The 14,109-nt window shown below is 74.1% G+C and carries 11 protein-coding genes; 4 read left to right on the forward strand and 7 right to left on the reverse strand.

Features of this window, described 5'->3' with window-relative positions:
* Window positions 1-4 precede the first annotated feature (4 nt).
* Window positions 5-4,396, reverse strand: coding sequence for a proline dehydrogenase family protein (locus FQ330_RS01080; RefSeq protein WP_225792627.1), 4,392 nt, complete (start codon window positions 4,394-4,396; stop codon window positions 5-7).
* 153 nt (window positions 4,397-4,549) lie between these two features.
* Between FQ330_RS01080 and FQ330_RS01085 the strand changes: the two genes are divergently transcribed.
* A complete protein-coding gene (locus FQ330_RS01085; RefSeq protein ID WP_225792628.1) occupies window positions 4,550-6,133 on the forward strand; it encodes a phytoene desaturase family protein in 1,584 nt (527 codons plus the stop codon).
* A 12-nt stretch (window positions 6,134-6,145) separates the two neighbouring features.
* Here FQ330_RS01085 and FQ330_RS01090 read toward each other — a convergent pair whose 3' ends face one another.
* On the reverse strand, window positions 6,146-6,715 hold the full coding sequence (locus FQ330_RS01090) for a thioesterase family protein (protein WP_225792671.1): 570 nt from the start codon (window positions 6,713-6,715) through the stop codon (window positions 6,146-6,148).
* 108 nt (window positions 6,716-6,823) lie between these two features.
* Here FQ330_RS01090 and trhO point away from each other — a divergent pair, with 108 nt between their 5' ends.
* From trhO to FQ330_RS01105, 3 genes are all read left to right on the forward strand, one after another.
* Entirely contained in the window at window positions 6,824-7,687 is an 864-nt protein-coding gene (gene trhO / locus FQ330_RS01095; RefSeq protein WP_146354525.1) for an oxygen-dependent tRNA uridine(34) hydroxylase TrhO, read from the forward strand.
* A 48-nt stretch (window positions 7,688-7,735) separates the two neighbouring features.
* The gene (locus FQ330_RS01100; RefSeq protein WP_146354527.1) at window positions 7,736-8,221 is read left to right on the forward strand and encodes a GNAT family N-acetyltransferase; all 486 of its coding nucleotides are present in this window, start codon (window positions 7,736-7,738) and stop codon (window positions 8,219-8,221) included.
* 486 nt (window positions 8,222-8,707) lie between these two features.
* Window positions 8,708-9,523, forward strand: a complete 816-nt coding sequence (locus tag FQ330_RS01105; RefSeq protein WP_225792629.1) for a sulfite exporter TauE/SafE family protein — start codon at window positions 8,708-8,710, stop codon at window positions 9,521-9,523.
* A 12-nt stretch (window positions 9,524-9,535) separates the two neighbouring features.
* Here the strand turns inward: FQ330_RS01105 and FQ330_RS01110 are convergent, their stop codons facing one another.
* From FQ330_RS01110 to FQ330_RS01130, 5 genes are all read right to left on the reverse strand, one after another.
* Window positions 9,536-9,928, reverse strand: a complete 393-nt coding sequence (locus tag FQ330_RS01110; RefSeq protein WP_146354531.1) for a PPOX class F420-dependent oxidoreductase — start codon at window positions 9,926-9,928, stop codon at window positions 9,536-9,538.
* Window positions 9,929-9,977: 49 nt separating this feature from the next.
* Window positions 9,978-10,772, reverse strand: coding sequence for a histidine phosphatase family protein (locus FQ330_RS01115; protein ID WP_146354533.1), 795 nt, complete (start codon window positions 10,770-10,772; stop codon window positions 9,978-9,980).
* Entirely contained in the window at window positions 10,769-12,757 is a 1,989-nt protein-coding gene (locus FQ330_RS01120; protein WP_146354535.1) for a cytochrome c oxidase assembly protein, read from the reverse strand. The genes FQ330_RS01115 and FQ330_RS01120 overlap by 4 nt, the downstream gene beginning before the upstream one ends.
* A 9-nt stretch (window positions 12,758-12,766) precedes the next feature.
* Entirely contained in the window at window positions 12,767-13,525 is a 759-nt protein-coding gene (locus tag FQ330_RS01125; protein WP_225792630.1) for a hypothetical protein, read from the reverse strand.
* Window positions 13,526-13,646: 121 nt separating this feature from the next.
* On the reverse strand, window positions 13,647-13,931 hold the full coding sequence (locus FQ330_RS01130; RefSeq protein WP_128190407.1) for an HU family DNA-binding protein: 285 nt from the start codon (window positions 13,929-13,931) through the stop codon (window positions 13,647-13,649).
* Between the last annotated feature and the right edge of the window lie 178 nt (window positions 13,932-14,109).

Genomic DNA, 14,109 nt, shown 5'->3' on the forward strand with positions numbered 1-14,109 from the left:
CGCGTCACACGCGCAGCGCCTGCAGCACCTTGTCGGGGTTGCCGAAGCGGTGCGCGGTGATCGACACCGCCTGCTCGCGCACGAACGGCAGCAGCTCGATGCGGCCCTCGGTCGTGACGGGGCCGTCGTAGACCGCGACGCGAGCATTGCCGGCGAGCGCGTCGCGCAGCCCCGGGTCGCTGCCGATGAGGCGGATGCGCCGCACCGGCTCGGTCACGCGCATGAGTCCGAGCGCATCCTCGCTCTGCACCGGCTCGAGCGCCTCGCCCGAGCGGATGCGCTCGTGGAAGGCGGCGTCCGACTCCTCGACGACCTCCTCGATGCGCACGTGCGGCAGCGCGTGGCGCGAGAGCCGCACGATGCCGCTCGGCACCTCCACGGCGCTCGAGATGCGCACGACGGCGCGCGTGCGGGCGGCGGCGGCGAGCAGGCGCACGAGGTCGACGACCTGGCCGTCCTCGGCGAGGCGCAGCAGCACCTCGGCCGGCCGGTAGCGGAGCACGTTGCGCTCGACGCCGAGCGCCGAGACGTCGCGGGAGAGGCCGAACTCCTCCTCCCACCAGGTCTGGTCGCTGTTGGCCCCGGCGCGCACGCGGTCGAACTCGACGAAGTCGAGCGCGGGCGTCGCCGCCTCGATGAGCTCGGCGACCCGCTTGTCGAGACCGTGCAGGCGCACCGACTTCTTGGGCTCCGACGGCACGGGCTCCCAGTCGACGAGCGTCGCGAGGTAGTTGGGTCCGCCGGCCTTGGCCCCGGGCCCGACCTGCGACAGCTTCCAGCCGCCGAACGGCTGCCGCCGCACGATCGCGCCCGTGATGCCGCGGTTGACGTAGAGGTTGCCGGCCTGCACCTCGGCGAGCCAGTGCGCGACCTCGTCGGGATCGAGCGAGTGGATGCCGGCGGTCAGCCCGAGCTCCGTGGCGTTCTGCACCTCGATCGCCTCGTCGAGCGTGTCGACCTCGATGAGCGACAGGTGCGGGCCGAAGAGCTCGGTGAGGTGCGTGCTCGCGCCCGGGAGCACCGCGTCGCGGATGCCGGGCGACCAGAGCCGGCCCGACGCATCCAGCTGCCGCGGCTCGAGCAGCCACTCCTCGTCGTGCTCGAGCGTGGTGAGCGCCTCGAGCAGCGCGCCCGACGCCGGCTCGATGAGCGGGCCGATGTGCGTGCGCGCGTCGAGCGGCGAGCCCACGCGCAGCGTCGACGCGGCGTCGACGAGCTGCCGGCGGAACCGCTCGCTGTCGCCCGCGGTGTCGACGAGGATGACGACGGATGCGGCCGAGCACTTCTGCCCGGCGTGCAGGAAGGCGCTGCGCACGATGTCGGCCGCCGCCTGCTCGAGGTCGGCCGAGGGCGTGACGATGATCGAGTTCTTGCCGCTCGTCTCGGCCACGAGCGGCAGGTCGCTGCGCCAGGAGGTGAAGAGCTCGGCCGTCTTCGAGGAGCCCGTGAGGATGAGCCTGCCGACGGCCGGGTGCGAGACGAGCCGCTGCGACACGTCGCCCTCGGGCACGTCGCACAGCACGAGCACCTCGCGCGGCACGCCCGCCTCCCACAGCGCCTCGCACAGCACCGCCGCCGAGCGCCGAGCCTGGGGCGCGGGCTTCAGGATGACGGCCGAGCCGGTCGCGAGCGCCGCGGTCACGCCGCCGCACGGGATCGCGACGGGGAAGTTCCACGGCGGCGTCACGACGGTGAGGTGCACGGGCTTCGGGCGCGCGTCGTCGAGCTGCTCGAGCAGCGGCGCCTGCTCGGCGTAGTAGCGGGCGAAGTCGACCGCCTCCGACACCTCGGGGTCGGCCTCGGCGAGCGTCTTGCCCGTCTCGGCCATCATCACCTCGATGAGGCGGCCCCGGTACACGCCGAGCGTCTCGGCCGCGTCGCGCAGCACCTCGGCCCGACGCTCCGCACCCAGCGCCGCCCATCCGTCGGAGGCCTGCGCCGCCTTGTCGATGCGGCGCTCGAGCGTCGGCCAGTCCTCGATGCGGTTGAGCTCGAGGGTGCGCAGCCCCAGCTGCGAGTCGGCGGCGCGCTGCACGATCTGCCGCGCCCACGCGCGGTTGGCCGCGAGCGACGGGTCGCTGTCGGGCTCGTTCTCGAAGCCGTCCGGATGCGCGACCGAGACGGCGAGGTCGCCCAGGCGGTCCTGGGTGCGGGTGGGCCGCGGCGCGCCCGCGGCGTCCTCGGCGCGCTGCAGCTCGAGCGACGCGAGGAAGCGGTCGCGCTCGCGCTGGAACACGGCCGGGTCGTCGAGCGAGAACATGCTCGACATGAAGTTCTCGCCGGAGGCGTTCTCCTCGAGCCGGCGGATCAGGTAGGCGACGGCGGCGTCGAACTGGTCGGGCCGCACGACGGGCGTGTAGAGGATGAGGCTCGGGAAGTCCTCGCGCACGGCGGCGCGGTGGTCGGCGGCCATGCCGAGCAGCATCTCGGCGTCCATGCGCTGGTGGGTGCCGTGGTGGCGGGCGAGCTCGGCCGCGTAGGCGAGGTCGAAGAGGTTGTGGCTCGCGACGCCGAGCCGCACCGCGAACGCGTTGTCGGGCAGCAGCGCCTCCTGCAGCACGCGCTTGTAGTTGGCGTCGCTCGCGGCCTTGGATCCGACGACCGCGAGCGGCCAGCCGTGCAGGGCGGCGTCGACCCGCTCCATGGCGAGGTTCGCGCCCTTCACGAGCCGCACCTTGATGCCCGCGCCGCCGTTCGCGCGGCGCTCCTTCGCGAACGCTGCGAGCCGGCGGTAGGCGGCGAGCGCATCGGGCAGGTACGCCTGGAGCACGATGCCGGCCTCGAGCCGGGCGAGCTCGGGCCGGGTGAGGAAGCGCTCGAAGACCGCGATCGTGAGGTCGAGGTCGCGGTACTCCTCCATGTCGAGGTTGATGAACTTCGGCGGGCTCGACTCCGCGGCGAGCCGGTAGAGCGGCAGCAGGCGGTCGACGACATGGTCGACGGTCTCGTCGAACGCCCACAGCTGCAGCTGCGGCGCGACGCCCGACACCTTGATCGACACGTAGTCGACGTCGTCGCGGCGCAGCAGCGCGGTCGTGCCCTCGAGCCGGCTCGCGGCCTCGTCCTCGCCGAGCACCGCCTCGCCGAGCAGGTTGATGTTGAGGCGCGTGCCGTCCTCGCGCAGCTTCGCGAGCGGGCGGGCGAGCCGGCCCGGTGTCGCGTCGATGACGAGGTGCGAGACCATCTCGCGCATCGCCCGCTTCACGAGCGGGATGATGAGCTTCGGCGTCACGATGCCGAAGCCGCCGCCGACCGTGATGCCGAGCTTGAGGTACCAGTCGAGGAAGCCGGGGATGTCGCGGCTGAGCGCCTCGAAGTTGCGGGCGCTCACCTTCGGGTCCTCGGGCCGCACGACCTTGTCGACGAAGCCGATGGCGAAGTCGAGGCCGGCCGGGTCCTGCAGGAGGCCGGCGAGCCGCTCGGCGGCCCGGTCGGGCTTCGCGGCGCCCGGCCGGTCGAGCCAGCGGCGCACGCGCTCGATCGCCGCGAGCGCGAGCGCGTCGTCGGTGGCCGGGTCGGTCAGCTCGACCGGTGCCGGCGCGGGGGCCGCCGCGACCGGGTTGGGCACGGCCTCGGGCGCTGGTGCCGGCGGCTCGGGTGCAGGCGTCGGCGCGGCTGCAGGCGCAGGTGCAGGCGTCGGCACCGGTGCGGGGGCGGATGCGACGGACTCGGGAGCGGGCCCGGGCTCGACGGCCGGGGCGGGCGCGGGTGCCGCGAGCTCGTGCTCGAGCTCGACCGCCGACATCGGCTCGGTGGGCGGCAGCTGCGGCTCGGCGGCCCGGGCGCGCGCAGAGACGGCGGCGGCGAGCCCGCCCAGGCGCGGCTGGTCCTGCGGCGGCAGCTGCGGCTCGGGGGTCACCGCGTGGTGCTCGCGCGCCACGGCGTCCTCGGCGTCGGTCGGTCGGGGGTGCACGGCACGCCGCGTGAGCGGGGCCGGCGGGGCCGTGTCGGCCGACTCGACCACGCGGGCATCCTCGGGCACCGGCGCCTGCGCGACGGCGGCCAGCTCCGACTGCAGCTCGGCGACGTCCATCTGCACGGTCGGCACGTCGGCGACCTCCTGCGACAGCGACCAGCCGCTCGCGGGCGGCTCCTCGGGCGAGCGCGCGAGCCCCGGCGCCTCGACCGGCACGTAGGGGTTGACCGCGGCCGCGAACGTCGCGTCGTCGACCTCGAACGCCGGCCCCGAGTCGGGCAGCGGCGGCGCCTGCAGCGGCGCGTCCTCGTCGGCGTCCTGCTCGTCGACGACCTGGATCGGCTCGGTCAGCCCGAGCCCGGCGCCGTCGGGCACGATCGGCTCGTCGTCGTCGGACGCGAGCTGCCGCTGCGCCTCCGCGCGCTCGATGCCCTCGGCGATGAGGGCGTCGAAGTCGTCGTCCCTGGGCTGGTCGGTCATGCCGCATATCGTATGCGCGCGCGGACGGCGGGCCGCGGCGCCGGGCGGCGCACCGGGCCTCGCCGCCGGGGAGCCACGTGTGGTTGGGTTGGCCTCGGCAGGGTCGAGTCCGGCGCCGACCGCGTGCGTCGGCGCCCCAGCGAAGGAGCAGCAGTGCCGAGCGTCGCCATCATCGGCGGGGGCCACAACGGGCTCACCGCCGCCGCCTACCTGGCCCGCGCGGGCGTCGACGTCACCGTGCTCGAGCGGCTGCCGCACGTGGGCGGCGCTGCCGTCTCGGCGCAGGCGTTCGACGGGCTCGACGCGAACCTGTCGCGCTACAGCTACCTCGTCAGCCTCATGCCCGAGCAGATCATCCGCGACCTCGGCCTCGACGTGCGGCTCGCCCGCCGCCGCTACTCCTCCTACACGCCCGTGCCCGGCGGCGACCGCGGCCTGCTCGTCGACGCGGGCGACGAGGCGGCCACGCGCGCGTCGTTCGCGGCGATCGGCGCCGCCGACGACGCCGACGGGTTCGCGGCGTTCTACGACCGCACCACGCGGCTCGCCGCGGCCCTGTTCCCGACGCTGACGCAGCCGCTGCCCACGCGGCAGGCCGCGCGGGAGGGCGCGGGAGCCGCATCCGCGTGGTCCGAGATCGTCGACGCCCCGATCGCCGACGCGATCGAGGCGGCCGTCGGCCACGACCTCGTGCGCGGCGTGATCGCGACCGACGCGCTCATCGGCACGTTCGCCGCGCTCGACGACCCGGGGCTCGAGCAGAACCGCTGCCTGCTGTACCACGTCATCGGCGGCGGCACCGGCGACTGGGACGTGCCGATCGGCGGCATGGGGCAGGTCTCGGGCGGCCTCGAGGCCTCGGCGCGCGCAGCCGGCGCGAAGATCCTCACCGGCGTCACCGTCACCCGCGTCACGCCCGACGGCGAGGTCACGTGGGAGGAGCGCGTCGGCGGGCTCCCGACCGGCACGCCCGGGCTCGCGATCGGCACGCAGCTGACCGCCGAGTTCGACCTCGTGCTCTCGGCGGTCGCGCCGCACGTGCTCTCGGCGCTGCTCGGCGAGGCGGGCGTCGCCACCCCGCGGCCCGAGGGCGCGCAGGTGAAGGTCAACATGCTGCTGTCGCGCCTGCCGCGGCTGCTCGACGACGTCGCGCCGGGGGCGGCCTTCGGCGGCACCTTCCACATCAACGAGACCTACACGCAGCTGCAGCGCGCCTACGCGGAGGCGGCGGGCGGCCGCATCCCGGATCCCCTGCCGTGCGAGATCTACTGCCACTCGCTCACCGACCCGACGATCCTGGGCCCCGACCTGCGCGCATCCGGCGCCCAGACGCTCACCGTCTTCGGCCTGCACGTGCCCGACCGGCTGCTCGCCCCCGAGGCCAACGACGGGATGCGCGTGGCGCTCGAGGAGGCGGTGGTCGCGTCGCTCGACTCGGTGCTCGCCGAGCCGATCCGGCCGCTGCTGCTCGAGGGCGGGGCGGGGCCCGCGATCGAGACGAGGACGACCCTCGACATCGAGGAGGCGCTCGCGATGCCGGGCGGCAACATCTTCCACGGGCCGCTGTCGTGGCCCTGGCTCGAGCACGAGCCCACCTCGGTGGCCGAGGCGTGGGGCGTCGCGACGGGGCACGCCCGGATCCTCATGGCCGGCTCGGGCGCGCGCCGCGGCGGCGCCGTCTCAGGGCTCGGCGGCCACAACGCCGCGCACGCGGCGCTCGAGCTGCTGCGCCCGTAGCCGCACGGCGGACTAGCGCGGGATGCGCCCGGCCCAGTCGGAGGCGTGGCTCGCGCGAGCGGGCGGCAGCGCGTTGAGCTTGGCCCAGTCTGCGACGCGCTGGTCGAGCTCGGGCAGGTCGACGACGATGCCGGCGGCCTCGAGCACCTCGATGACGCGCGCGGTCTTCGCCGTGCCGACGCCCTTCTCGATGAAGCGGCCCTGCACGACGCCGCGCGCGTGCAGCTCGCCGTCGACGACGAAGCGCTGCTGCAGGTAGATGGCGCGCTCGTCGGCGCCGAGCACCGCGGTCTCGATGTCGAAGCGCTGCCAGAGGTCGAGGCTGCGGCGGTAGACCATCGACGACTGCCCGACCACCGCGTAGATGCCCGCCTTCGAGAGCACCGCCGACATGCCGGTGCGGTTCGTCATGTCGACGCGCGCGAGATCCATGTAGGAGGGGTAGCGGCCGTTGTTCATGTGCCCGAGCAGGTCGATGTCGGTCGGCAGCACCACGAACGACGTCTTCGCGACGTCGCCGATGCCGAGCTCCGGCTTGCCACGGCTCTTCACGGTCATGGCGAGCAGCCACTGCAACCACATGTTCACGGGGATCCATCCTGCCCGACGCGGCCGGCGCATCCGCTCGCCCTTGGCGCTCCTCCACAGCGCCGCGCGCCGCCGGCCGCCGGCGGCTGGGAGAATCGTCGGATGCACCGAGTGCTGCTCTACTACCGCTTCACGCCCATCGCCGACCCCGAGGCGGTGCGGCTGTGGCAGCACGCGCTGTGCACGTCGCTCGGCCTCACCGGGCGCATCATCATCTCGGAGCACGGCATCAACGGCACCGTGGGCGGACCGGTGGATGCGTGCAAGCGGTACGCGCGGGCGACCCGGGAGTACTCGGGGTTCCGCGGGATGGACATCAAGTGGTCGGCCGGCACGGGCGAGGACTTCCCGCGGCTCACCGTGAAGGTGCGCGACGAGATCGTCACCTTCGGCGCCCCCGACGAGCTCGCGGTCGACGCGGGCGGCGTCGTGGGCGGCGGCCGGCACCTGAAGCCCGGCGAGCTGCACCAGCTCGTCGCCGAGCGCGACGACGTCGTGCTCTTCGACGGCCGCAACCGCTTCGAAGCCGAGATCGGGCGCTTCCGGGGCGCTGTCGTGCCCGACGCCGACACCACCCGCGACTTCGTGGCGCTGCTCGACTCGGGCGCCTACGACCACCTGAAGGACAAGCCGGTCGTCACCTACTGCACCGGCGGCGTGCGGTGCGAGGTGCTCTCGTCGCTCATGCGCTCGCGCGGCTTCGAGGAGGTGTACCAGCTCGAGGGCGGCATCGTGCGCTACGGCGGGACCTTCGGCAACCAGGGCCTCTGGGAGGGCTCGCTGTACGTCTTCGACGAGCGGCGCACGATGGACTTCGGCTCGGGCGCCGCCGTGCTCGGCACGTGCGGCCGCTGCGGCGCGCCGACCGGCGGGATGGGCAACTGCGCCGTCTGGTCGTGCCGCAAGCAGGTGCCGACGTGCGAGGCGTGCGAGCCCGCGTGCGCGGCGCACGTCGACGCCGCCTGATCCGACGGGTCCGCCTGATCCGCCTCATCCGCCGGATACGCTGGCCGCATGGGCGACGGCGCGATCAGCATCCGACAGGCGACGACCGCTGACGCCGAGGCCCTGCTGCCGCTCCTCGCCGCCCACCGCCACGCCGACGAGGAGGACGAGAAGGTCGACCGCTACCGCGAGCGCCTCGTCGCCCTCGTCGAGAACCCGGCGCACCACATCGTCGTCGCCGAGCAGGACGGCGAGCTGCTCGGCTACGCCGCCGCCCAGGACTACGGGCCCGCCCCGCACCGCGACTGGTCGATCGCCCGCATGCACGACCTGTGGGTGTCGCCGGATGCGCGCGGCCGGGGCACGGGCACGGCGCTGTTCGAGGCGGTGCGGGAGTGGGCCGAGCACCACACGAAGGTGCGGGTGCTCGAGTGGCAGTCGCTCGAGGTCGCGAAGGCGTTCTACGCGAAGCTCGGCCTCTCGGGCGAGCGCGTCGACGAGGCCGACCCGCGCGAGCTGTACGAGATCGAGGTGCACCTGCCCGCGAGGGAGTGACCCGAGCGGGCCCCTCCGCGGTCTGGGCCTAGCTGCTCGGCACGGGCTGCACGAGCCGGGCGAGCGCGTCGCGGCCGCCAGCGGCGTATGCGACCCAGCCGGCGCATCCGGGTTGCGCTCCGCCTGCGCCGTCCAGCGATCGAGCGCTGCGCGCACCAGCTCGGCCGTGCTGTCGGCCGCGGCTCCCGCCGGCAGCCCGCGGCGCACCTCGGCCAACGCCGAGACGGCGCCCTCGTGGTACTTCGCCGCGACGTGCGGCCGGCCGTCGCGCGAGATGGCGCACATCGACCGGTCCCCCGCCGCCTGCGCGAGCCGCTCGAGGGCCTCGCGCTCGAGGGCGCGGACCGCGTCGCGGTCGATGGTGGGCGTGTCCTGCACGGGATCCTCCTGCTGTCGGGACTGGTTCCCACAATACCCCCGGGGGTATGCTTCGGCCAAACCCCTGCCGTGCGCGACACCCGCGCGCCTCGACCCTGGCGGAACCCCGTGGCACTGCTCGCCGCACCGATCGGCCTCGTCGTCGGCCTGCTCCTCGGCGCGGTCGGCGGCGGCGGCTCGATCCTCGCCGTGCCGGCGCTCATCCTGCTGCTCGGCATGGCGCCGCAGGAGGCGACCGCCGGCTCGCTGATCATCGTCGGGCTCGCCGCAGTCATCGGGATGCTGCCCGCGATGCGGGCGGGACGGGTGCGTCTCGCGCAGGGTGTCGTCTTCGGCCTCCTCGGCACGGGCGGCGCCGTCCTCGGCGCGCTGCTGTCGACATCGGTGCCCGAGGAGGTGCTGCTGCTCGCCTTCGCCGTGCTCATGCTCGTGGTCGCCGCGTTCATGACGGCGCGGCGGCGCAGCGCGGCCCATGCCGAGGCGGCGGGTGCCGCGCCGGAGCCGGCACGGCCGCCCATGGTGTCGCTGCGCCCCTTCCGCTGCGACTGCCGCGCCGTCGGCGTGCTCCTCGCGGCCGCGGCCGGCGTGGGCCTCCTGACCGGCTTCTTCGGCGTCGGCGGCGGCTTCGCGATCGTGCCGGCGCTCGTGCTCGCGCTCGGCCTGCCGATGCCGGTGGCCGTCGGCACCTCGCTGCTGGTCATCGCCATCAACAGCGCCGTCGCGCTCGGCTCACGGCTGACGCTCGACCTCACGCTCGACTGGGGCGTCGTCGCCCTCGCGGCCGGGGCCGCGGTCGTGGGGTCGCTGCTCGGCTCGCGCATCACCGCGCGGGTGCGGCCCGAGCGGCTCAGCCTGGCGTTCACGGTGCTGCTCGTGGTCGTCGCGCTCGCGACCGCCGCCCCGGTGCTCGTCGCGGCCGCCTGATCCGGCGGGCGCTCAGACCCGGCCGGTGACCTTGTCGATCGCCATGCGCAGGATCACGCGCTCGGCGGCGTCGGGCGGCGCGAGCTCCGACGGGTTGCCGTAGCGGTTCTGCAGCTCGACGTAGAAGGCGCCCGTCGGGTCGTCCTCGACGCCCGCGAGGTGCCCGCGCAGCTCGACGTACTTGAGCGGCTGCGCCGGGTCGACGATCGACAGGCTCATCGTGGGGTTCGCCTGCAGGTTGCGGTACTTCTGGCGCGAGCGGGTGTGCGTGAAGCGCACCTCGTCGCCGGAGACCAGGAACCACATCGGGTTCGACTGCACGGAGCCGTCGGGCCGCACGGTCGCGAGGTGCGCGAAGAGCGGCGCGTCGGTCAGGTAGCGGTACTGCTCGGGGATCGAAGCCATGCCCTCCACCCTTGCACGGCTCCCCCGCCCCGCGGTGGGCGCTGCGTGCCTACGCGGCCGGACCCGGCCCATCCGCCGTCTCGCCGAGCCCGTCGAGGCGCCACACGGTGGTGCCGGCCGCGAGCGACACGGTCGTGATCGAGCAGTTCGGCAGGATGACGTCGGGCGTGAGCTCGGGCACGAGCTGCCGCAGCAGCGACGTGATGAAGCCGCCGTGCGAGACGACGAGCACGTGCACCTCGTCGGCCGCGGGCCGCTCGAGGGCGCCCGCCGCGCGCACGACGTGCTCGAGCGCGGCGTCGGCGCGCATCACGGTCGCCGCGGCCTCCTCGGCCTGGCCGGTCGGGTCGAGCTGCGCGATGGTGTCGAAGAGCCCGCGCCAGCCGACCTGCTCGGCGATCGCCCGCAGCGCGCTCAGCTCGCGGTCGACCTCGAAGCCGTGCTCGACGATCACCTCGCGCCAGACGTCGGCGGAGGGCCGCTCCTCGTGGGCGCCGAAGTGCCACTCGCGCAGCAGCTCGAGGTGCTCGAGCGGCGGCTTCGGGTCGAGGGCGGCGAGGATGCCGTCGGCCGTCGTGCGGGTGCGCTGCAGGTCGGAGGAGAAGGCGAGGTCGAAGCGCTCGGCCGCCAGGTGCTGCGCGACGGCCTCGATCTGCCGGCGGCCGCGCTCGGTGATCGGCGAGTCGGACCAGCCCTGCATGAGGTGGTTGATGTTGTGCTCGGTCTCGGCGTGGCGCACGAGGCGCAGGCGCACCGCGCGCCCCTCCGCGAGCGCGGCGAGCTCCTCGGGCAGGTACTGCTCGGGGGCGTCGTCGGCGCCGGTCGTCTGAGCCTGGTCGTTCATCGCTTCCCCATCTTCTCGAGCATCGCGTTGTAGGCGGTGAGCTCGGCGTCGCCGTCGCGAGCGGCCGCGCGGTCGGTGCGCACCTGCTCCTTCTTGTCGCTGCGCGACCACAGCACGACCGTGATGATCGCCAGGATCACGGTCGGGATCTCGCCGATCGACCACGCGATGCCGCCGCCGACCCGCTGGTCCTCGAGCGCGTCGACGCCGTTGCCCATCGCGCCGAACCAGTCGGCCAGCAGCAGCGCCTCGCCCTCCATGAGCGTGAGGCCGAAGAACGCGTGGAACACCATCGCGCCGAGCAGCAGCACGAGGCGCAGCGCGTACGGCGGCTTGGCCGGGCCGGGGTCGACGCCGATGATCGCCTGCACGAACAGATAGCCGGAGCCCACGAAGTGCACGACCATCCACACGTGGCCGAGGTGGTCGGTCATCGCCCACTGGAAGATGCCCGTGTAGTAGAAGACCCACAGGCTCGACACGAAGATGAGCGCTGCCACGAGCGGCGAGCCGACGACCTGCATGTACTTCGAGTGCACGATCGCGAGCAGCCACTCGCGGCCGCCCATCGTGCCGTCGCGGCGCTTCGCGACCGCGCGCATCGCGAGCGTGATGGGGGCGCCGGGCACGAGCAGCACGGGCACCGCCATGCCGAGCAGCATGTGCACGAGCATGTGGAGCGAGAACTGGAACTCCTGGTAGAGGTTCAGGGCGCCGTTCGTGCACCACCAGAAGAGCGCGATGCCCGCGAGCCACGACACCGTGCGGCCGATCGGCCAGCGGTCGCCGCGCCGCGCGAGGCGCACGACACCGGCGACGTAGAAGAACGCGAGCATCGCGAGCGCCACCGTCCACAGCGGGTCGAGCGCCCACTGGTCCACCAGCCGCGCGGGCTCGAACTCGGGCGGCAGGGGGCGCCCGGTGAGGATCTCGGCAGGGCTCGCCTCGGCGCCCGGCGGGGTCTCGGGCACGGGCGTCGGTGTGCGGGCGAGCCCGGCGGCGACGCCGGCCGTCACGCCCATCACGGTCAGCTCGAGCGCGAGGAGCGCCGCGACCGCCCGGCCGGGCACCCGCGCGCGCACCGTGCCCGCGGGGCGCAGGATGCGCATCCGCTGCCACGCGCCGAAGGCGCCGAGCACGAGCAGCAGCGCCGCCTTCGTGAGCGACAGCACGCCGTAGCCGCTCAGCCAGTCGCCCTCCATGCGCACCCACGCCGAGACGACGCCGGTGAAGGCGACGACGGCGAAGCTCGCGATCGCGAGGCTCGAGTAGCGCAGCAGCACGTCGCCGTAGGCGGCGTCGGGCACGAGGCCGGATGCGCCGGCCGGCCGGGGTGCGTCGCGGCCGGCTGCGAGGAGGCCGACGTGGATGAGCCCGCCGAGCCAGATCGAGACGAAGATCAGGTGCAGCAGCAGCGACGAGACGGCGAGCGTGTGGTTGGCGGTGCCGCCGGCGTGGCCGCCGGAGGCGATGAGCCAGAACGGCACCGCCCAGCCGACCACGGTGAACGCCGCCGCGGCGGCGCTGCGCGCGACGAGCAGCACGACGGTGAGCAGCGCGAGGGCGAGCAGCGTGCCGAGGATGAGGCGGCCGGTCTCGATCTCGACGAAGAACAGCTGCAGCAGGCCGCCGAACTCGTCGTCGGCGGTGACGGGGTTGGAGACGAGCTGCCGGAAGGTGCCGAAGGCGACGAACGCCTGCAGCACGGTCGCGACGCCGGTGGCGGCCGCGGCGAGGTCGAGCGTGCGGTTCCAGTCGCGGCTGCGCGGTGCGAGCGCGAAGCACGCCAGCACGAGCCCGCCGAAGGCTGCGGCGATGGCGACGTTGCGCACCATGGTCGCCGCGGGCAGCCCGTAGCGCACGAGCGGGCCCGGATCCTCGATGGGCAGCGGTGCCGCTCCCCCGCCGATCTCGAGCGCCGCCCAGGCCGCGACCAGCCCCGCGAGGATCGCGAGCGCTGGCGCGAGGAGACGGAGGCGCTGCACCGCTCCAGGCTAGTCGCCGCGGCTATGCGGGTCCCCGGCGCGACGGGACGGCTGCTCCGGGCGAGGCTCCTCCGGAGCGTCCTCGGCGACGCGCGCGGGGGCGGGGAGCTGGTCGCGCAGGAAGAACGCGCCCAAGGAGCCGGCCAGCGCCGCGAAGACGGCGACCGAGTAGACCGCGAGGACGAGCTGCATCACCTTCGCGAACGGGTCATCGGCGGTGATCCCGGATCCGGTGACGGTCGCCATCGCCGTCTCGTGGAGCGCCGTGGTGAAGTCGGTGTGCGACTCCATGGCGTAGAGGAGCTGGCTGGAGGCCAGGACGACCACCAGGGTGACCGAAGCCAGCCATCCGATCCGGCTGGAGAGCAGGCGGCCTGCGGAGCGGGAGCCGCGGACGCCGGCGGAGAGGATGCCGCCCACCCGGGCCACGCGCGCCACCCTGAGGGTCCGCACCGCCTGCAGCGCGCGGAAGAAGCGCAGGAACGGGATCGCCAGGAAGATGAGCTGCCACCAGTTGCGGCGCCAGAAGGCGGCACCGAAGCCGCCGATGTACGCGCGCAGCAGGAACTCGGCGGCGAACAGCGCCCACAGCACCCATCCGGTGATCGACAGCACCCGTGCCCAGCCCGGATCGGAGGTGAGCAGCTGACCGAGGACCACGAAGAGGAACACCACGCCGAGGAGGCCCATGGGGCGGTCGAGGCGGCTCGCGAGCGCCTCCGCGGCCTCCACCTGACGGGAGCGGGACCCGTCCCGTTCGTCGCTCACGCTGTGCCGACCTCCATGCCGGGCCCGTGCGCGGGACGGACCGTGCGCACCACGATAGCGATGCACGACGAGCGGGGCCCGGCCTCTCGGCCGGACCCCGCTCGCTGCTGTGTGCTGGTGCCTACTTGACGGCGGCCTTCAGCTTCGAGCCGGCGGTCAGCTTGACGCGGTGGCCCGCGGCGATCTTGATCTCCTCGCCCGTCTGCGGGTTGCGGCCCGTGCGGGCGGCGGTCTCCGTGCGCTCGGCGCTGAAGAAGCCGGGGATCGAGACCTTGTCGCCGGCCTTGACGGCCGACGAGACCTCGTCGAACAGCGCGTCGAGCACCGCGGTGACCTTGGCCTGCGAGAGGTCGGTCGTCGCTGCGATCTTCGAAGCGAGGGTGGTCTTGTTGATGGTCTCAGCCATGGTGTCCTCCTGGTGGTGGCATGTCCGTCCCGCCTGGGGCGGGCATTCCGCCGGGGCCCGTTGGGCTCCGACCACCCCCGAACGTAGCCCTGAGGCCCGGGTTCTCGCGGAAGAACACCCCGACACGCCGCGATTTCCGGGGTTTTTCGCAGTTCGCGAACGCGTTTCGCGCCTCGGG

It is taken from the genome of Agrococcus sediminis (assembly GCF_007923295.1).
GTDB classification, from domain to species: domain Bacteria; phylum Actinomycetota; class Actinomycetes; order Actinomycetales; family Microbacteriaceae; genus Agrococcus; species Agrococcus sediminis.